Raw genomic sequence first — 18,681 nt, 5'->3', positions numbered from 1 at the left:
AGCGAAATTAAGCTTTGATTACGCTGCCGCTGTTGGTTGTGCAACTTTTTCAACAGGTTGCTTGTCTTTTGTCGTACCGCGTTTCCAACCGGTGAAGATTGAGAACATGAATACGATAAACAACGCCCAAGGGTAAGGAGCAATAAAGCTAATTGCTGCTGAAGGAACTGGGATGTTCGAAGTAATCGCTGCCGTTTCGATTGCTGAGTACCAAACCATTACCGCAAGACACCAAGGCATCATGTAGAAGATTGAACATACCGCTGCTGACATTAGGTTACTGCGACGCTCTGGTGAAATATCCTGAGCTTCACCAATTGGTCTAACGATTGTAGGACCAACCAAAAGCTGTGACGGCGCGTTAGAGCTAACCAGCAGTGAAGAAGCAGCGGTCGAGAAGAAAATCGTCAACTCACTCTTAATACGGCTGTTACCTAGGTTGCGTGAAATCATCTGCAGGATGGTATCCATCAAGCCAGAATCCATAAAGATACGGATAATGCCAAGCAGAACCAGAACAAACATTACTGCACCTGTAACACCTGCCATTGCGTTTTCAATAATACCGTTACTCTCACCGCGAACTGAAGGGATGTGGAATAGATCCGATACCGCAAACTGTCCAAGTGCTAAACCAACCACCATCGCAGTAATGATACCGTAGCTTAACGCTTCAATTAGGTGACGCCCTTTCAGCGCAGTGATCACCACCGCAGCAACGGCTAACAACATAAATAGGTTTACAGGAGACAGAGTACTAACATCGACTTGATTTGCCGCTTGAATGCTTTCACCACTACCACCAAATGTAACTAACGCAATCAGAGCCATAGTCCCTGCGGTAATCGCAAGTGGGAAACGCTCTTTTACTGTTTGACCCAAGTCTGCGCCCTGCGTTGTACAACCAACGATAGTTACATCAGAGATTGGCGCAACGTTGTCACCAAAAACAGCACCCGATAGAAGAGCAAGAGCAGCCCAAACTGGGTCAGCACCTAAGGCGACAGCCGCTGGGAAAAGAATCGGGGCAAGCGCTAAGTTTGCACCATTTGATGAACCCGTACCTGATGCAAAAAGTGCATTGGAAGCAAAAACGATGACTAAGAAAGCACTACCTTCAATGCCTGTTGACAGACCGAACCACAAAATACCGTCAACCAGACCACCAGCTTTCATTAACGCGCCAAGTACTGCGGCAAAAATCCATGCGGTAATCACTACCACGCCTGTTTTGTTCGCGATACCGTCCAAAATTGAACGACAGTAATCACCTTTATTCTTAACCAGCACTAAACCGACTAGAATGGCAAAAAAGCCCGGAGCCCATGCGCCTTTTGGACCACCCATACCATAGGCAGTTAAAAGAAGCATCATACTAATCATTAAGAATAAAGGGATAATCCCCCCAATTTTACCGACGTAAAACTCGAGTTTGGGTTGTTGAATTTGTTCAGACATACTTTAATCCTTTAATCAAAGGGAATTCCGATAAGGAACTCCCTTAAAAAGCTAACAGTTCAATTACTTGCCTTCGATTAATTCTGGGTAACCAAATAGAGATGGGGTACCGCCAGTGTGGATGAACACAACGTTATCCGTATCTTTAAACTTGCCTTCTTCAATCATGCCGAACAAACCGCACATTGCTTTACCAGTGTATGTCGGGTCTAGCAAGATACCTTCTTCAAAAGCTGTGGTATGGATCGCTTCTACTACCTTCTCACTTGGCACGCCGTAACCTGGAGCTAACACCCAATCAAAACATTTAACCATGCCAGGTTTTAGTGCTTCTTCGTCGATATCCAACATCTTCAACACTTTGCGTGTTTTCACTTCAACACGATCGGTTTGTGCTTCTTGGTTACGACGTACGCAGAAACCATACACCGGGATGTCTAAACCTAGCGCTACAACACCAGCCATTACACCTGCGTGAGTGTTGGCAGAACCAGAGCCAAGTACGATAGCGTCAATTTTTAAGCCGCGAGCTTGAGATTGCAGGTATAGCTCTTCTAGACATTCAACATAACCCAATGAACCCCATGGCACCTGGTCAGTCGCACTTAGTGGAATGACGAACGGGTTGTAGCCTTCTTCTTTTAGCTCAGCAGCGCGGTTGTACATTGCTTTGTCCGCACCATCTTCATCTTCACCCACATCATAGGTATGGATCTTGGCACCCATTAGGCGGTTTAGGTAAGGGTTACCACTCTCTTGGTACTCTTTTGAGTGTGTATCAACACGATGTTCTAACTGAACTTCTACGTGCCAACCCATTTTGCGTGCTGCCGCTACAGTTTGGCGTACGTGGTTAGACTGAACTGCGCCGGTAGTTAAAAGTGCATCAGCATTTAAGTCCATGGCACGACCAACATAGTATTCAAGTTGGCGAACTTTATTACCGCCGAAAGCCAGACCCGTTGCATCATCACGTTTAATATAAATGTTTGGACCTTTAAATTTCTTTGTTAAATTTGGCATCAATTCTAAAGGTGTAGGAAGGTGTGCCAATTTAGCCTTGGTATAGTTTTTAGTAAGCATATTTTTTATTTCCGTAATACGTAGAGTAATTATGAGTAAGATTTGTTACTTATAGGGTTATCAGAATATTCACACCACTTATAAGCAGTACCACTAGGGTGATATTTTTAAATAAATCAGGGTTAATAAACTTAGAAATATATTCTCCAAAAAATAGACCAGCAAAAGTTGCAGGAAGTAACATTAAAGAATATTCCCAAGTTTGTTCATCAACCCCAAATAAATACATTTGTAGAACCAGCGCGACTGCGTAAGAGACTGTCGATGTGGTAATCGTCGCTGCTCGAATCACATTTTTTTCTAGTTCACATTGCGTGAGATAACCAACTACAACCGGTCCCGGCATTGCCATAGCACTCGCCATTGCGCCCGATACTGTACCTACGCTGGCGCAGTATCGTTTGTTCATTGGTAGGAAGCGTTGATTTGCAGCGCTTCGAGCTCGATAACGTTCATAGCCATTTTGCGCTGTCATAACCAGAATCAAAACCGCTACCGCTATTTTCAACATGGTAATATCTGCTACATAAAACAAAAGACTACCTAGCGGATAACCTATAACGCATCCCATCATTAAACGTTTTACTAAATCCATAGGAACGTTAGAGCGAATTTTGAAAAAGTGTGCAATTGACATTGCAAAAGTAATAATAATTACAATCTGAACTGCCGATGTTGATTGAAAAATAATTAAAAATGCAGTTACCGCTATTATTCCAAATCCAAACCCGGTAGCAGCCTGAAGAGTTGCCGCAAAGAAAGTAATGCCAAATAATAATAAGTTATCCATTTCAAATATTGCCTCTTTGAACTTGGACTTATTATTTACAATCAATAAAACAATAACAAATGCTTATTAAAGCAGCGAGTATAACAAAATGTGATAGTGACTTTTTCAACCCACTTATACCCTTTAGTTTCGGGCATTTGACGCACTCAAGTTTCGTTAGCGCCGCGACGGTTAAAATACTTTTATGTGATCCAGTCGATAGAATGGCATCAGTTAAGTAAGGTGAGAGACAAACTCACAGCAATGATGGTTAACGTTAATCGATACACGCTTGAATCCGACATTTTAGCCAGTAAACGCGAAGCAAGCGGCGCACCAAGTAGCGATGCAAAGGTAAATAGAGCCGCCGCCCCCATATCAACCTGTCCGCCTTGTGCGTAACCAAAAGCCGTTATGCCAGATAGGAGCAGCGACAACACGACCGAGGTCCCAACAGCCTTTTTTATCTCTATGTTGAGCAGCGAGTTAAGTAGCGGCAATAAGAGTACGCCACCGCCAACCCCGGTAATACCAAGGGAGGCTCCGCATAACATCCCCGCGCCAACAGCCTTCTTACTCGAAAAACGATGCACTGCTAGCTGCTTTTTATTCTGCTTAACCATTTTTAGCAGGACGGAAATAAGTGCAGCGATCATCACCATAACAATTAATCCATCAACAAAATTTTCCAACTTCGGTTGTAAACTCGGCTGTTGATGACAATAGACCACTAACTGCGTGGCAAGAACCACCAGCGGCACTGCGCCAATCAACAAATAACCTGTTGCGGGTAACGAGAGATTCCGCGCTTTGATATGCCCAAAAGAAGCAGAGATTTTTACCAACGCCGAAATGACACTGGCAGTCCCTACAGCAAGCACGGTATGCATATCAAACAACACTTGCAGTAGTGGTATAAGTAAAACACCACCGCCCACTCCCGTAAGACCGACGCATAAGCTATAAATTAACCCAGCCAACACTTTAAGACCCAATGCCTCAGTTGCGAATAACTCAGTAAACAAGACCGATAATTCCATTCAAATAAACCTCTTCAACCGTTAGACCTTTTCCCGAACCAAGATGGGAAACACGGCACTACTGTATTCACTGAGTGGACATTAAATTTATAGCAGCGATCATATTTTTACCGAATATCTTGTTGTAATCTCAGCGCATCTTTTTTGACTCGTGATTGAAAATGGAACGTCAATTCGCTCTAGGATCATTAACTGCCCTGCAAAGCTTTCAAGTACATAAACGCGACAGTATTTATCGTAATGGCACACCAGCCAGCGGCTTTTACTATGTAAAAAGTGGTCAGATAGGTCTTTATCAAGTATCAGAAATCGGTAAGGAGAGTTTGTTGAGGATTTATGGTACCGGCTCTTTTTTCGGCTATCGGTCTTTGTTTACTCAACAAAAATACCCCGCAACATCACGTGCGATGCTAGAGAGTGAAGTAGTGAAAATCCGCATCGATAGCATGCAAGAGCTAGAGCGCAACGCGCCAGAATTAGCGCTAACGCTAATGCAGGAAGTGTGTAAAGAGTTGGGAGAAGCGGAAAAGCGGCTATTGCAATACAGCGCCTTTAGCTCTAAGAAACGCATCCTTGATGCCTTAATCCATCTGTTCAGCCACTACCCCAATTATCCTTGGACTTATCGTGAAATTGGCGAATTCAGTGGTACTGATACCTCAACGGTGATCCGTTACTGTAATAACTTAAAGCAAGCTAACTTGTTACTCAGCGATAGTCGCAAACCTCGCCCTGTAGACGTTACACAGTTGCAAGATTATCGAAACTCACTGGATATTCATCCCAACTGATCGCGCTATCTTCTTGTGCTGACAGAGTCCTCGTCATTTAGACGATAAAAAAGCCCACCGGATCGCTCCGATGGGCTTAGCTATTAGATAGTTAATCGGCAATTAACGGCTATAGTTTTTTCGATAGCAACGCGGCAACACCAATGATTGCTAAACCAAGTACCATGATCTCGCCTTTGCCACTGTCAAAACCGGCTTTAACACCTGCGAAAGCAACAATAGCAACAGCAAATGGGATCACGTATTTCACTAGGTTGTACCATACACCGAACAGTGGGAATTTCACTTCACCATCATTAGTGATTTCTTTTTCTAGTTCATCGCGGTTTAGACGCCAGCCAGCGAAGATACATACGAACATACCACCCACCGCTAGGAAGATCTTATCAGTAAGTAGGTCGAAGATATCAAACGCACCTGTATCGAACAGTTTCGGACCGGTGCCACCTAGCGATAGCGATGCAAACACACAAAGAGTTGCCATTACCGCACTGGCACTTAATACTGCTGTTGGACGCTTCATACCCTTTTCATCAATAAGGTAAGAAACCACCACTTCCAATAGAGAAACCGATGATGTTAGCGCCGCAACACTCAAGCCAATAAAGAACAGTAGCGCTAGTAGTAGACCAATCACACCACCCATTTCAGCAAACAGTTGTGGAACAACTACGAACACCAGCCCAGGACCCGCTGCTGGTTCCATGCTGAATGCGAACATCGCTGGGAACATCGCGATACCGGCTAGCAATGCCACACCCGTATCCATTGCCGTTACCATCGCCGTGGTTTGCACCAAGTTCTCTTTCTTGCGTAGGTAACTACCGTAAGTGATCATACAGCCCATACCTAGGCTCAATGAGAAGAACGCTTGCCCTAGAGCAGCCAAAACTACACTGCTATCTACTTTTGAAAAGTCTGGTTTAAATAGGAACTCAAGACCTGCCATCGCACCAGGTAGGCTTAAGCCTTTAACCGCGACTAGGATCAGGATCATAAATAGCAAAGGCATTAAGATTTTGCCTGCTTTCTCGATACCACCTGATACGCCGCGAATAACGACGAAGATGTTAAGAATGAGATATAGCCCCATCCACATCAGTGGCTGAACTGGATCAGAGATAAAGCCGCCAAAGCTATCCCCAATGGCTTCTGGAGTGCTAAGAAGCCCCGTGGCAATCTTGTAAATGTAAGCAATTGCCCAGCCACCTACTACTGGGTAGAAACCCATGATAAGTAGACCACTCAACACGCCGATTACACCGACAAATGTCCAGCGACGATCAGTCGACTTAAATGCACCAACGGCTGATACACCTGTCTTACGACCAATGGCAAACTCGGTGAGCATTACGCTAAAGCCGATAAAGATAACGAAAAGAAGATAGATCAATACGAAAGCACCACCACCACTCTCCCCAGCGGTGTATGGAAACTTCCAAATATTACCAAGACCGACTGCAGAACCTGCAGCGGCCATAACGAAGCCTAGTTTAGACCCCCAGCTATCGCGGGGTTTAGTGCTAGTAGTTGTAGCCACATTATCACCATTCATTTTATTGTTGTGTTTGCTTAATGTCGGCGTCTTAAAAGTTGCATGTGTAGCCAAATGTTTACACTGCAGAAAAGTTTGTGTGACGCTCTGTGCATGGAAAGTAAATCAGTTTGCAATTAAAATTGGAAGCGCGTCAGACTATATTTCCATCATATAGCGCATTTTTACATCTTAATCGCTGCTTTTTTACTCAATCTAAACATTTTATAACAAATCAACAGCATCAGCATGCACGAATATTTCAATTTCTCGTCGCAATTTATCTACATTTCTCTCAGCACACATTCAATTCAAGCAAAAAAGGTTAGCAACGTTTGTTTGCGCTTTTTTCACTATGATGAGTTGTTAACTACTCTCAATTCGGCTTAGTATTTAACTAGTTGTTCTGATTAGGATCATTGATGGAAAAGTTTTACCATTTCGTTACATTAGCCAGCATTGTGCTGTATTGGATTTTGGTCGCTGGCGTAACATTACGCGTCGTGTTAAAACGCCGAGCCGTCAGCGTATCGCTGGCTTGGCTGATGGTGATTTACATCATTCCAATTGTCGGCGTAGCCTGCTATTTCTTGTTTGGCGAGCTCAATCTTGGACGTAAACGTGCAGACCGAGCCAAAGAAATGCTGGCTCCTTTTGTCGATTGGTTCTCTAAATTGAGTGATTGTCATGCCCACTCGCCAGAGAACTTTGGTCGCCACATCTATCGCATCGATGAACTGTGTAACAATCGCCTCGGCTTACCTGCACTAAGTGGCAATGAGCTCTCTTTGCAAAACTCCCCTGAAACTATTATGCGCTCAGTCATCGATGATATTAATCAGGCTCAGCACAGCATTCGCATGGTTTTCTATATTTGGCACCCGGGAGGGATGGCTGACGAAGTCGCTAACGCGCTGATTCTTGCTGCCGCTCGCGGCGTAAAAATCAAACTTCTGCTTGATTCTGCAGGCAGCCCGCGTTTTTTCCGCAGCCCTTGGGTTGCAAAAATGAAGCAGGCTGGGATAACGGTCGTACAGGCGCTCGAAGTCAAACCATGGCGGATCTTCCTCCGCAGACTGGATTTGCGTCAGCATCGAAAAATCATCGTCATTGATGAAAAAGTGGCTTATACCGGTTCAATGAATATGGTCGATCCTGCCTACTTCAAACAAGACTCCGGTGTTGGGCAGTGGATTGATATCATGGTGCGCGTCACCGGTCCCACGGTAAACGTCCTGTCGGCAATTCACTGCTGGGACTGGGAAGTTGAGACTGGCGAGCGTGCCTTCCCAACCCTACCTGAATGCAGTCTTGAACCAAATAGCCCTCAGCATCCTGTGCAAGTTGTGCCATCCGGTCCGGGTATGCCTGAGTACCTTATCTACCAAGTTTTGACTCTGGCGATCAATCAGGCGAATAAGTCAGTGCGCATCACTACTCCTTATTTTGTGCCAAGTGCCGACCTGCTTGAGACACTAAAAATGACGGCACAGCGCGGCATCAAGGTTGAACTTATCATTCCACATAAGAACGACTCATTGATGGTGCAGTGGGCTTCACGCGCGTTTTACAGTGAGCTGATGCAAGCTGGCGTTAAGATTTACGAGTTCTATGGTGGCTTATTGCACACTAAATCCGTTGTGATTGATGAGCAATTTTGCTTAGTTGGGACGGTAAATATGGATATGCGTAGCTTATGGTTAAACTTTGAAGTGACCTTGGCGATCGACGATCAAGAGTTCACCCGGCAGATGCATCAATTACAAGATGAATACATCGCTAAATCCCATACCGTTTCATTAGAGGCATGGCGCGGACGTTCAATATTCTCACGTTTTCTTGAACGCACCTTCTACTTGTTTAATCCACTGCTCTAATCGTTCTACCCATCTATTGAGTCAAAAATGACCGAGTTTGCCCTCGGTCATTTTATCTTATCGCAAATCTCTCTAAGCCATGGCTTGCTTTGTTGATGCCAGCATGTTTTATATATAGCCATCAAGTCTAAACCCAAACTACTTGGAGATGCCGCTAGGCGACAAAGGAGCAAAGCCTCTACGCATAGATGGTCTATGTGATGAGGTTTGTGAGTGCCAGTCCCTATGTAAACCAATAAAGCGCTGCAACTTCAATTAGGACGGGTATAAACGCCCTAAGAGACAAGGAATTAATATGTCAGAAGGCAAACAAACCAAATACATCAACGCTGGTCGTGATAAAAAATGGACTAACGGCGTCGTTAACCCACCAGTACAGCGCGCTTCAACCGTGGTCTTTGATAGTGTGGCGGAAAAAAAACACGCTATTATCAACCGCACTAACAAAACCCTGTTTTATGGACGTCGCGGCACGCATACCCACTTTGCATTGCAAGAAGCAATGGTGGATATAGAAGGAGGCGCAGGTTGTGCTCTTTACCCGTGTGGCACAGCGGCCATTTCAAACTCAATCTTAGCCTTCGTTGAGACTGGCGATCACGTTTTAATGGTCGATACCTGCTATGAACCCACTCGTGATTTTTGTGAAAAAATCTTGAAGAAGTTAGGTGTAGAGACCACCTATTTTGAGCCAACGATTGGCGCTGAAATTGAAAACCTGATTCAACCGAATACTAAGGTGCTCTTTTTAGAATCACCGGGGTCGGTGACAATGGAAGTACAAGATGTCCCAACACTTGCCGCCATTGCGCACCAACATAACATGATTGTGATGCTTGATAATACTTGGGCAGCAGGGGTGAACTTCTCACCGTTTGAGCATGGTGTCGATATCTCAATCCAAGCCGCAACAAAATATATCGTCGGTCATTCAGACGTTATGCTTGGAACTGCCGTTGCCAATGAAAAATGCTGGGACCACCTACGCGAACAAAGTTATTTAATGGGACAATGTGTTTCTGCGGACGATGCTTATCTGGGATTACGCGGCGTTCGCACCCTTGACGTGCGCCTGCGTCAACATGCCGAAAGCAGTTTAAAAGTCGCCAAATGGCTGCAAACTCGCCCCGAGGTTGACCATGTTCGTCATCCTGCACTCGAAACATGCCCGGGGCATGAGTATTTCAAACGTGATTTTACCGGTGGTAATGGTCTGTTTTCATTTGTCTTGAAAACCGCCAATAGCGTTGCTACCACAGCGCTGTTAGATGGCATGAAACACTTTAGTATGGGCTACTCATGGGGCGGTTTTGAAAGCTTAATCCTCGCCAATGAACCAAAGAGTTTTAACAGTTTACGAACTGTTGCTCACCCACACTTTACAGGCACATTGATCCGCGTTCACGTTGGTCTGGAAGATGTCGATGACTTGATTGCCGACCTTGAGGCTGGGCTAGCGCGTTATAACGCAGTGATCCTCGAAGAAGCCACCTCACTGTAGCAACATTAACCTTGCCCTAAACACACAGCCCGCGAAGTAGCGGGCTGTTTTACTCGGTCTTGCTAACTAAACGAAATCACCAAAGCAAGATAGCTAAACAAGGTAGCTAAACAAGGTAACTAAGCACATTAACGCTTAATTGGGCAATTCACCAAGTGATCATCAACCATGCCAACGGCCTGCATAAACGCATAACAGATCGTCTCACCTACAAATTTAAAGCCGCGTTTTTTCAAAAACTTACTCATCGCTTTCGATTCATCAGTTGAAACAGGCACTTGCGACATCTCCTGCCAGTGATTGACGATAGGCTTGTGCTCAACAAACTGCCACAGCGCATTTGATAAGCTGCCATACTCATCAATCAATTCGAGCGCCGCTTTAGCGTTACCAAACACCGATGCGATTTTGCCGCGATGTTTAACCACATCAAATTGCGCGATGATCTCTTCAATCCGCGCTTCACTTTGCTGGCTCAACTTCACCAGATCATAATCTTCAAACGCAAGTCGATACCCTTCGCGCTTTTTCAAGATTGTAATCCAACTCAAGCCTGCTTGAGCGCCTTCCAAAGTGATGAACTCAAACAATTTCTTATCATCATGAACTGGCACGCCCCATTCAGTATCGTGATATGCCTGCTCTAAAGGGTCCTTTAGCGCCCATGCACAAGTTTGTGTTTCCATAATCATCTCAAACCGTTACCAACGCCACAGCTTAGCTTGGAACCGCTACTTTATGGAAGAGGCGATATAACACTGGCACGACAATCAAAGTGAGCACGGTAGCAAAACCTAAACCAAACATGATAGTCACTGCCATCGGCTTAAAGAAAATATCCGGTAACAATGGCACCATGCCTAAGATCGTTGTAATGGCCGCCATACATACTGGTCTTACACGGCTCAGCGCTGCTTCGACCACGGCGGTATAAGGCTCTTTGCCGGCGCTAATTTCAATATTAATTTGATCAAGTAACACAATACCGTTTTTCAGTACCATGCCTGACAAGCTCAAAAAGCCTAGTAGCGCCATGAAGCCAAACGGAGTATTAAGTGCCAATAAGCCGGTCGTCACACCGATAATGGCCAATGGCACCGTACACCAAACTATCAGCGGCTCTTTGACGGAGTTAAATAAGAACACCGTAATGAGGAACATAAACAGGTAACCCAGCGGCATAGTGGTAAACAAGGAAGCCTGCGCATCGCCTGATGATTCATATTCACCGCCCCACTCTAAGCTGTAACCAGGAGGCAGTTCAATCGCCTCAATTTGGGTTTGAATCCGCTTTTGCAGCGTTGCGGCCGTTTCTTCACCCAATAGATCAGGGTCAGCCATGATGGTCAGCATCCGCTTGCGATCTTTACGCACGATGATCGGGTCTTCCCACAGCATTTCGTAACCCAGCGTGACTTGCTGCAAAGGAATATACTCGCTCAGTGCCGGGCTCCAAATTTTCATCCCTTCGATATTACGAATATCTACTCTCTCTTCTTCAGGCAGGCGCGCCACAATCGGCATTAAGGTGGTGCCATCACGATAGATACCCACCGCTTTGCCAGCAAACGACATCGCAAGAAAATCATCAACGTCGGATTTGGTAATGCCGTAACGACGAGCCTGACTTTCATTAAACTGCGGCTCGAGTATTTTGGTTCGCTGACGCCAATCGTGGCGTATATTCGTCGCTCCCGGATCGGCATGCATAATGGCTTCGACTTGTGCGGCAATGGTGCGCAGCACAGTAGGATCGGAGCCAATAATGCGCGCTTCAATTTTCGCGCCGCCCCCCGGTCCCAATTCAATTTGCTTGAGCTTGTAGTTTATCTCCGGGAAATTCTCTTCAAGATGTGTACGAAAACGGCTCATTAAATCTGCCAGCAGGTCATAGTTCTCCACCCGCGTGGTTATCTCGCCATAGGCTGCATAACTCTTTTCTGGCGCGTAGGTGAGCATAAAGCGTTGCAAGCCTTTACCCGCGGTCGTTGTAACATGCTCAACACCCGACTGCTCGGCAATCCACGCTTCCAGCGCTTTGAGCTTGGTATTAGTCGCGCGAATGTCCGTACCTTCCGGTAGCCAAACATCAACTTGGAAAATCGGCGTTGTCGATGATGGGAAAAAAGATTGTTTCACATGGGTAAAGCCGTAAATGCTCGCGACTAGACCAAGTACCAACACCGCCATGGTTACCCATGCACGCTTCATGCAAAATTCGAGAAAGTTCTTGTAGACAACAAAAATCACACCATTGTATGGGTCACTGTCTTCATCGCCTTGCGGAGCTTTTTGCCCACGAAAGAACAAGTCAGCAAAGAATGGCGTTAAGGAGATCGCCGTAAACCAACTGAGCATCAACGAAATCAACAACACGGTAAACAAGGTACCACAGTACTCACCCGTCGAGTCTTCTGACAAGCCAATCGGGGCAAATGCCGTTACTGCAATCACCGTTGCGCCAAGCAGTGGCCATTTGGTTTGGGTAACGATATCGGTGGCGGCTTGCAGCCGCGTCCTCCCTCGCTGCGTACCGATCAATATCCCTTCGACCACTACTATTGCGTTATCCACCAACATCCCCAGAGCAATCACCAAAGCACCCAATGAAATACGCTGTAAATCAATTTGATAGTATTTCATAAAGATAAAAGTACCGAGCACGGTTAGCAGCAGAATGAGACCGATTAGTAGACCTGAGCGCAGCCCCATAAAAAACAGCAGCACAATAATAACGATCGCCACTGCCTGCCCTAAGCTCACCACAAAACCGCGAACCGATTTATCTACCTCTTTAGGCTGGCTGTAAATCTCTGAAATTTCGATACCAACTGGCTGTTGGTATTTCAGCTCAGCCAAGCGGCGGTCAAAACGCTCGCCCACTTTCACTACGTTCACACCTTGTGCAAACGATACGCCGACGTTGAGCGCAACTCGACCATTAAAGGTGATCACATTAGTCGGCACATCAATATAACCACGTTTAATTTCGGCAACATCTCGCAGGTAAATCAGCCCTTGAGCACCACTTTCGGTAATGATTAAATCACCTAGTTGGTCAACATTTTGAAACTCGCCAGTTGGGTGTATACGAATGTACTCGCTGCCAATACGCACGGCACCAGCACTTGATACCACGTTCTGTGTAGATAAAAGATTGAATACTGTGGTGGGTGCTAAGCCAAGGCTACTCAAGCGTTTCATGGAGATTTCGATGAATACCTGTTCTTGCTGTTCACCCGTCACCGAAATTTTGCTGACGCCATCAACCAGTTCGAGTTCGCGGCGTAGGTAATCAACATAATCGAGCAGCTCTTTATAGCTATAACCCTCACCAGTAACGGCGAGCAAAATCCCGTAAACATCGCCAAAATCATCGATAACCTGGGGATCATTCACTCCCGGAGGCAGAGAGCCTTTGAGATCATTGACCTTGCGGCGCAACTCATCCCAAATCTGCGGCAAGTCATCAGGTCCGTAATTATTTTTCATCGTTACGGTGATCTGCGATAAACCACGACTGGAAATAGAGTTTACCTCATCAACATAAGTTAGCTGTTGGATCGCTTTTTCCAGCGGATAAGTAACTTCTTCTTCCACTTGTTGCGGGGTGGCTCCTGGATAAGAGGTGACCACCATCGCGTCTTTAATTGTAAACGCAGGATCTTCCAGACGACCAAGACCAAAAAACGATGCGACACCGCCAATTAAAAAGATCAATGCAATCATCCAACTGATAACTCGATTGCGGATAAAGTAGGCAGCGATGCCCGTGACATCCTCGTCAGATTGAGGCGCTTCCGTTTGCTTATTCATTATTTGCCTCCTTGTCGACGATTTGGACTTTGGCTCCATCGGTTAAACGAGATATGCCGCCAACCACCACTTTTTCTCCCGGCTCAATTCCGGACAGGATCTGAATTGCGCGTTTGGTTGCTTTGCCTATGACAACTTGCTGTTTGGTTACGGTTTGGTCTTGGTTGAGCAGCCAGACAAATTTGTTTTCTCGCGCTAAATCATCACCGTCTTGATTAAAAATCGCTTCAATTGGCACCTGCACGCCTTTTTTTAGATCAAGCCCTACTTCTTCATTGTTCGAGGTCACCTCAACTGCCATGCCATCGAGGATGTATTCGTCATCCGGCATCGGTAGTGACAGGGTCACATTAAACGTTCCAGTTTCAGGATCGGGCTCAGTGGTAAACTCTTTGATCGTCGCGTGGTATTCGTTACCACTGGGAACTTTGACAATGGCATCAATCTGCGCAAGTTTGTCCTGCTCAGGTTGATTGACATAGATGCGATCTGGCAATTGAATCAATATCTCAACACTGTTGAGACTGTGGATATTAACGATGTTTTGCCCAACTTGAATATTCTCAAATTGATCGACAGAAACGCGCGAAATGATCCCTTCAACTGGCGCTTTGAGTTTGGTAAATGACAAGCGTAATTTGGCTAATTCAAGCTCTGCCAGTGCGATACGTCTTTGCGCGGCGATTTCGTCAAATTGCGACTTAGCTAATAGCCCTTTTTTTACCAATGGTTGGGAGCGGCGATATTGGCTATTGATCACCGAAAAACGGGCTGCAGCATTATCCACCTCAAGTTGATAATCCGTTGGTTCAAGCTCAGCGATTAAGGCGCCCTTCTCAACCTTATCACCTTCTTTTACGTACACGCGTCTTATCTCACCTGCCACACGAAAGCTCAAATGCGATCGTTCAGCGGCATTGGCAACCGCAGGGAAATACAAGCTGTCGCTAGGAGGATCTGACGCTACCTGCACCACCTCTACTTTGGGCAAGCCAAAATCGGTGTATGCAGCTTGTTCGCCGCACCCTATTAGCGTGAGTCCACTCAGCCAAGCGAGTAATAATCTGTTGTTCATCTTACAGCCCTCGCTCTTTAATCCATTCGCGCACTTTGATGCCGCGTTCAATGCCATTGACGCCTGAGATGACAATTTGATCGCCATCATCCAGCCCAGACACCACTTGTTGGCGATCGTTAAGTTCAATCGCCGCTTTCTCGACAATCCCATCCTGATTAACTCGCCATACGCACGTTTTTCCATTTTCTTTAAACAGTGCTGAGGTAGGAATACTGGTGGCTGTTGAGGTGGCAGCCACCACACGAATCGTGCCCGACATACCCGGCAAAATGCCTGTGTCCTCTGGTCGCTCCATCACCATGGTCACTTTATAAGAACCGGTTTTCGGGTCCGCTTCGGTATCGATCTCTTGAAAAGTCAGTGGGTATTCATTGCCCGGAAAGGCATCGAACGACATGTAAGCCTCTGGGTTTGCTCCTGCTGAAAATCGATTGAGTAGATGATCAGGCAGTTGAAAAAACACCTTCATCAAACGATTGGTTTGGATATTCATCACCCCTTTTTTAGCTTCAATGTATTCATGATTTTCAGCGGGAATAAGTGAAATGGTGCCATCATATGGCGCGACGAGCTTGGTGTAACGCAGGTTCGCATTGGCTTGGTCAAGCGTTGCTTTAGCGGAGTTTCTGTTGGCTTTCGCTTGGTCAAAATCTTGTTCGGAGACCACCTTATCTTGTCTCAACTTCTTATTGCGCTGGTACTGCACATCAGCAAGTTGATATTGGGCTTGGGCTTGCTGCGCAAGTAACTCGTATTGATCTGGGTTAAGCGTTGCGAGAACCTGACCTTTAATCACTGGTTGCCCAGCTACTACATCTATGGTTTGCAGCAAACCTGGTACCCGAAAGGCCAGCACGGCGCGATCACCCGCTTCCGTCGTAGCAGGAAAGCGACGTTCGAAGGCGGAATTGCCGACAGTCACTGAAAACAGTTTAGCGGGTCGAGATTCTGGTTCAGGTACGGGAGGAAGTTCTTTCTCGCAGCCAAAAAGAAACAGTAACGGCATGGCGAGGAGCGGAACAATCTTGGGCATAATCAATCATCCATTTGCTTTGCTTGGCTTAAGCGCCTTTAACAAAAGATAGATGACCGAACTCTACTCTGCCACTTTGCGTGCTTGTATTCGTTAATAAAATGAAAGGCTTGAGAGGTCGTAACAACCTCTCTTCGACTCGATAGCAAGATGATTAAAGTTTGCTGAACTCACGTTGAACTTTAAATGTATCTGAAGTGACATACGCTTCCATACGACGCACTTTGCCTTCAAGTTGGGCAAAATCTTTATCAAGCGTGTTGAGAAGCTGCTCGGGAGATTGTCCCGCTTGCCAAGGCTTACTTTTTAGCGTGTGTTCTTGATGCGCTTTAATGCTTTCACCATAATTTGCAGGCTGCTTTTCGAGCATCAAGGTTAGCGCCACGTAGGCGAGCAAGACCAAAAATGAACCGCCAAGTAGTGCGGCAGAAATCACTAAGATTCGCACTAGCCAAACCTCAGCGCCAATGTAGTTAGCTAAACCAGCACAAACGCCGCTTAACTTACCATTAATCGGGTCGCGATAAAGCTCTCTACTCATAATTGCGCCTCCAAGTTGGTGACTCTGCATCAAGAATGCGTTCTAACGTATCAACACGTTTTTGCATTGACTCTGCACGTTGTGACAACGCTTCTAAGCGCTGAAAATCTTCTTGAGACAAACCACCGCTGGTTTTACGTTTGCTGCGGTAATGAAGAATTAACCAAAGTGGAGCCACAAAAATCAGGAAGACGATCAGTGGTCCTGCAATCCAAAACGAAGACATAAGTAACTCCTAAATTAATCGATATAAGGCAGACATTGGTCTGCCTATTAAGATGCATTGAGCGGGAAAAGCGCAACTATTTCTTTTCTTCCATCTGCTGCTTAAGTTTCGCTAACTCTTGCTCAATTTCATCTTGTGCTTGAAGCTCTGCAAATTCTTGATCCAGTGACTTGCCTTGACCTGTTTTTGCATAAAGATCCGCTTCCGCTTCAAGTTCATCTATCTTACGCGAGTATTGGTCAAATTTCGCCATCGCTTCACTAGTACGTGCAGTATGCAGATGACGTTGAACATCACGACGGTTTGACGCGGTTTGGCTACGGATCGCTAATGCCTGTTGCTTGGCACGCGTTTCGGTAATCTTGCTCTCTAGTTTACCGATCTCACCCGTTAGCTTATCAATGGTTTCTTCAACCAATGTTTGCTCAGTGTGCAGACCTTTTAACACATCTTGTAGCTTCTGCTTTTCAATCAATGCCGCACGCGCTAAATCTTCACGCTCTTTGGTCAATGCTAATGTAGCTTTTTGCTGCCACTCGGCAACTTGCTCTTCAATCGCTTCCACTTTACGCGCCAACTCTTTTTTGTCAGCAATAGCTTTTGCCGAATTGGTACGCACTTCAACCAAAGTGTCTTCCATCTCTTGGATAATCAAGCGGATCATTTTTTCTGGATCTTCTGCTTTATCCAGCAAGGCACTAATGTTTGAATTCACGATATCGGCAAAACGAGAAAAAATACCCATGGACGACTCCTTTACATTTCATCTATTTGAGTGTGGACAGAGTTATATAATCAAGTCTTGTGCCAACTTTATAACCTTTTATTTTTCAATAAGATAACTAAAAACACCGCAATAAACCCTTGTATGAATGACGAATTTGACCAACTATAGGTTAAATTTACCAACTCGATAAGCTAAACCGACCATGAAGCAAAACTTGATTGGCGAATCGCCTGCTTTTCTCGCAGTACTCGACAAAGTATCTAAGCTGGCGAGCATTGAACGACCTATACTAATAATTGGTGAACGCGGTACCGGTAAGGAGTTGATTGCACAGCGACTTCACTATCTGTCAAAGCGCTGGGATCAACCGCTTATTACACTCAATTGTTCGACCTTGAGCGAAGGTTTGATTGATTCAGAGTTGTTTGGTCATGAATCGGGCTCGTTCACTGGCTCAAAAGGGCGCCATAAAGGTCGCTTTGAGCGCGCCGAAAATGGCACGCTATTTTTAGATGAGTTGGCAACCGCTCCGCTGCTTGTGCAAGAAAAACTGTTGCGTGTTATCGAGTATGGTCAATATGAACGGGTTGGTGGGCATGATTTACTTAGTGCGAATGTCCGTTTGGTTTGCGCGACTAACGCAGATTTGCCGTCAATGGCACAGCAAGGCACATTTCGTGCTGATTTACTCGATAGACTGGCATTCGATGTCATCCATCTGCCACCACTGCGAGAGCGACAAGAAGACATTTTGCTCTTAGCTGAATATTACGCGATAAAGATGTGCCGAGAGTTAGGCTTTGAGTATTTCGTTGGTTTTACTCAACAGGCGCAGCAAAGCTTGCTCGATTATCCTTGGCCCGGAAATGTTCGTGAGTTAAAGAATGTCGTTGAGCGTGCGGTGTATCAGCATGGCGAGACCGATTATGCAATTGATGAATTGGTGTTTGACCCATTTGCGCGCGCCCTACCGAAGGAGCAGATTACCGAAGCGACTGAAGCACAACGTTCAAATGAGCTGGTATTTCCTCTCGATTATAAAGAGTGGCAAGAGCAACAAGACAAACAACTGTTACAAGCTGCGTTACAACAAAGTAAATTTAACCAGCGTAAAGCTGCAGAGTTGCTGGGATTAAGTTACCACCAGTTACGAGGCATGGTAAGAAAGTACGATATCAATCGGGAAAGTAAATAATCCTTACACTGT

The 18,681-nt window shown here is 45.6% G+C and carries 16 protein-coding genes; 4 read left to right on the top strand and 12 right to left on the bottom strand.

The window, feature by feature from the left end; all coding sequences use genetic code 11:
* Nucleotides 1-18: 18 nt before the first annotated feature.
* From DPF93_RS00220 to DPF93_RS00205, 4 genes are all read right to left on the bottom strand, one after another.
* Entirely contained in the window at nt 19-1,458 is a 1,440-nt protein-coding gene (locus DPF93_RS00220) for a Na+/H+ antiporter NhaC family protein (protein WP_114764213.1), read from the bottom strand.
* A 63-nt stretch (nt 1,459-1,521) separates the two neighbouring features.
* Nucleotides 1,522-2,541, bottom strand: coding sequence for a D-cysteine desulfhydrase family protein (locus DPF93_RS00215; protein WP_114764212.1), 1,020 nt, complete (start codon nt 2,539-2,541; stop codon nt 1,522-1,524).
* Between the two features lie 49 nt (nt 2,542-2,590).
* Nucleotides 2,591-3,331, bottom strand: coding sequence for a sulfite exporter TauE/SafE family protein (locus DPF93_RS00210; protein WP_114764211.1), 741 nt, complete (start codon nt 3,329-3,331; stop codon nt 2,591-2,593).
* 209 nt (nt 3,332-3,540) lie between these two features.
* A complete protein-coding gene (locus tag DPF93_RS00205) occupies nt 3,541-4,350 on the bottom strand; it encodes a sulfite exporter TauE/SafE family protein (protein ID WP_114764210.1) in 810 nt (269 codons plus the stop codon).
* A 161-nt stretch (nt 4,351-4,511) separates the two neighbouring features.
* Here DPF93_RS00205 and DPF93_RS00200 point away from each other — a divergent pair, with 161 nt between their 5' ends.
* Entirely contained in the window at nt 4,512-5,141 is a 630-nt protein-coding gene (locus DPF93_RS00200; protein ID WP_114764209.1) for a Crp/Fnr family transcriptional regulator, read from the top strand.
* A gap of 109 nt (nt 5,142-5,250) precedes the next feature.
* Here DPF93_RS00200 and DPF93_RS00195 read toward each other — a convergent pair whose 3' ends face one another.
* Nucleotides 5,251-6,681 (bottom strand): sodium-dependent transporter, encoded by a 1,431-nt coding sequence (locus DPF93_RS00195; RefSeq protein WP_114764546.1) that lies wholly within the window; start codon nt 6,679-6,681, stop codon nt 5,251-5,253.
* Between the two features lie 416 nt (nt 6,682-7,097).
* Between DPF93_RS00195 and cls the strand changes: the two genes are divergently transcribed.
* Both cls and DPF93_RS00185 read left to right on the top strand, forming a co-directional pair.
* A complete protein-coding gene (cls, locus tag DPF93_RS00190; protein WP_114764208.1) occupies nt 7,098-8,552 on the top strand; it encodes a cardiolipin synthase in 1,455 nt (484 codons plus the stop codon).
* Between the two features lie 295 nt (nt 8,553-8,847).
* On the top strand, nt 8,848-10,053 hold the full coding sequence (locus tag DPF93_RS00185; RefSeq protein WP_114764207.1) for a cystathionine beta-lyase: 1,206 nt from the start codon (nt 8,848-8,850) through the stop codon (nt 10,051-10,053).
* 128 nt (nt 10,054-10,181) lie between these two features.
* Here DPF93_RS00185 and DPF93_RS00180 read toward each other — a convergent pair whose 3' ends face one another.
* From DPF93_RS00180 to pspA, 7 genes are all read right to left on the bottom strand, one after another.
* Nucleotides 10,182-10,739, bottom strand: a complete 558-nt coding sequence (locus DPF93_RS00180) for a DNA-3-methyladenine glycosylase I (RefSeq protein WP_114764206.1) — start codon at nt 10,737-10,739, stop codon at nt 10,182-10,184.
* Nucleotides 10,740-10,770: 31 nt separating this feature from the next.
* On the bottom strand, nt 10,771-13,869 hold the full coding sequence (locus DPF93_RS00175; RefSeq protein WP_114764205.1) for an efflux RND transporter permease subunit: 3,099 nt from the start codon (nt 13,867-13,869) through the stop codon (nt 10,771-10,773).
* Entirely contained in the window at nt 13,862-14,944 is a 1,083-nt protein-coding gene (locus tag DPF93_RS00170) for an efflux RND transporter periplasmic adaptor subunit (protein WP_114764204.1), read from the bottom strand. The genes DPF93_RS00175 and DPF93_RS00170 overlap by 8 nt, the downstream gene beginning before the upstream one ends.
* 1 nt (nt 14,945) lies before the next feature.
* Entirely contained in the window at nt 14,946-15,980 is a 1,035-nt protein-coding gene (locus tag DPF93_RS00165) for an efflux RND transporter periplasmic adaptor subunit (RefSeq protein WP_279628036.1), read from the bottom strand.
* Between the two features lie 154 nt (nt 15,981-16,134).
* Nucleotides 16,135-16,551, bottom strand: coding sequence for an envelope stress response membrane protein PspC (gene pspC / locus DPF93_RS00160; protein ID WP_208638739.1), 417 nt, complete (start codon nt 16,549-16,551; stop codon nt 16,135-16,137).
* The gene (gene pspB, locus DPF93_RS00155; RefSeq protein WP_114764202.1) at nt 16,514-16,747 is read right to left on the bottom strand and encodes an envelope stress response membrane protein PspB; all 234 of its coding nucleotides are present in this window, start codon (nt 16,745-16,747) and stop codon (nt 16,514-16,516) included. The genes pspC and pspB overlap by 38 nt, the downstream gene beginning before the upstream one ends.
* Before the next feature lie 76 nt (nt 16,748-16,823).
* Nucleotides 16,824-17,492, bottom strand: a complete 669-nt coding sequence (gene pspA, locus DPF93_RS00150) for a phage shock protein PspA (RefSeq protein WP_114764201.1) — start codon at nt 17,490-17,492, stop codon at nt 16,824-16,826.
* A 184-nt stretch (nt 17,493-17,676) separates the two neighbouring features.
* Here pspA and pspF point away from each other — a divergent pair, with 184 nt between their 5' ends.
* On the top strand, nt 17,677-18,669 hold the full coding sequence (pspF, locus tag DPF93_RS00145) for a phage shock protein operon transcriptional activator (RefSeq protein ID WP_114764200.1): 993 nt from the start codon (nt 17,677-17,679) through the stop codon (nt 18,667-18,669).
* The last annotated feature ends 12 nt before the right edge of the window (nt 18,670-18,681 follow it).

The organism is Vibrio rhodolitus, assembly GCF_003350325.1.
In the GTDB taxonomy this organism is placed as follows: domain Bacteria; phylum Pseudomonadota; class Gammaproteobacteria; order Enterobacterales; family Vibrionaceae; genus Vibrio; species Vibrio rhodolitus.
This window is presented reverse-complemented; position numbering and strand designations above follow the sequence as displayed.

Excerpts from the sequence above, each read along its gene's own strand:
- DPF93_RS00220 (WP_114764213.1), bottom strand. The coding sequence starts at position 1,458 with ATGTCTGAACAAATTCAACAACCCAAACTCGAGTTTTACGTCGGTAAA.
- DPF93_RS00215 (WP_114764212.1), bottom strand. The coding sequence starts at position 2,541 with ATGCTTACTAAAAACTATACCAAGGCTAAATTGGCACACCTTCCTACA.
- DPF93_RS00210 (WP_114764211.1), bottom strand. The coding sequence starts at position 3,331 with ATGGATAACTTATTATTATTTGGCATTACTTTCTTTGCGGCAACTCTT.
- DPF93_RS00205 (WP_114764210.1), bottom strand. The coding sequence starts at position 4,350 with ATGGAATTATCGGTCTTGTTTACTGAGTTATTCGCAACTGAGGCATTG.
- DPF93_RS00200 (WP_114764209.1), top strand. The coding sequence starts at position 4,512 with ATGGAACGTCAATTCGCTCTAGGATCATTAACTGCCCTGCAAAGCTTT.
- cls (WP_114764208.1), top strand. The coding sequence starts at position 7,098 with ATGGAAAAGTTTTACCATTTCGTTACATTAGCCAGCATTGTGCTGTAT.
- DPF93_RS00185 (WP_114764207.1), top strand. The coding sequence starts at position 8,848 with ATGTCAGAAGGCAAACAAACCAAATACATCAACGCTGGTCGTGATAAA.
- DPF93_RS00180 (WP_114764206.1), bottom strand. The coding sequence starts at position 10,739 with ATGGAAACACAAACTTGTGCATGGGCGCTAAAGGACCCTTTAGAGCAG.
- DPF93_RS00175 (WP_114764205.1), bottom strand. The coding sequence starts at position 13,869 with ATGAATAAGCAAACGGAAGCGCCTCAATCTGACGAGGATGTCACGGGC.
- DPF93_RS00170 (WP_114764204.1), bottom strand. The coding sequence starts at position 14,944 with ATGAACAACAGATTATTACTCGCTTGGCTGAGTGGACTCACGCTAATA.
- DPF93_RS00165 (WP_279628036.1), bottom strand. The coding sequence starts at position 15,980 with ATGCCCAAGATTGTTCCGCTCCTCGCCATGCCGTTACTGTTTCTTTTT.
- pspC (WP_208638739.1), bottom strand. The coding sequence starts at position 16,551 with ATGCAGAGTCACCAACTTGGAGGCGCAATTATGAGTAGAGAGCTTTAT.
- pspB (WP_114764202.1), bottom strand. The coding sequence starts at position 16,747 with ATGTCTTCGTTTTGGATTGCAGGACCACTGATCGTCTTCCTGATTTTT.
- pspA (WP_114764201.1), bottom strand. The coding sequence starts at position 17,492 with ATGGGTATTTTTTCTCGTTTTGCCGATATCGTGAATTCAAACATTAGT.
- pspF (WP_114764200.1), top strand. The coding sequence starts at position 17,677 with ATGAAGCAAAACTTGATTGGCGAATCGCCTGCTTTTCTCGCAGTACTC.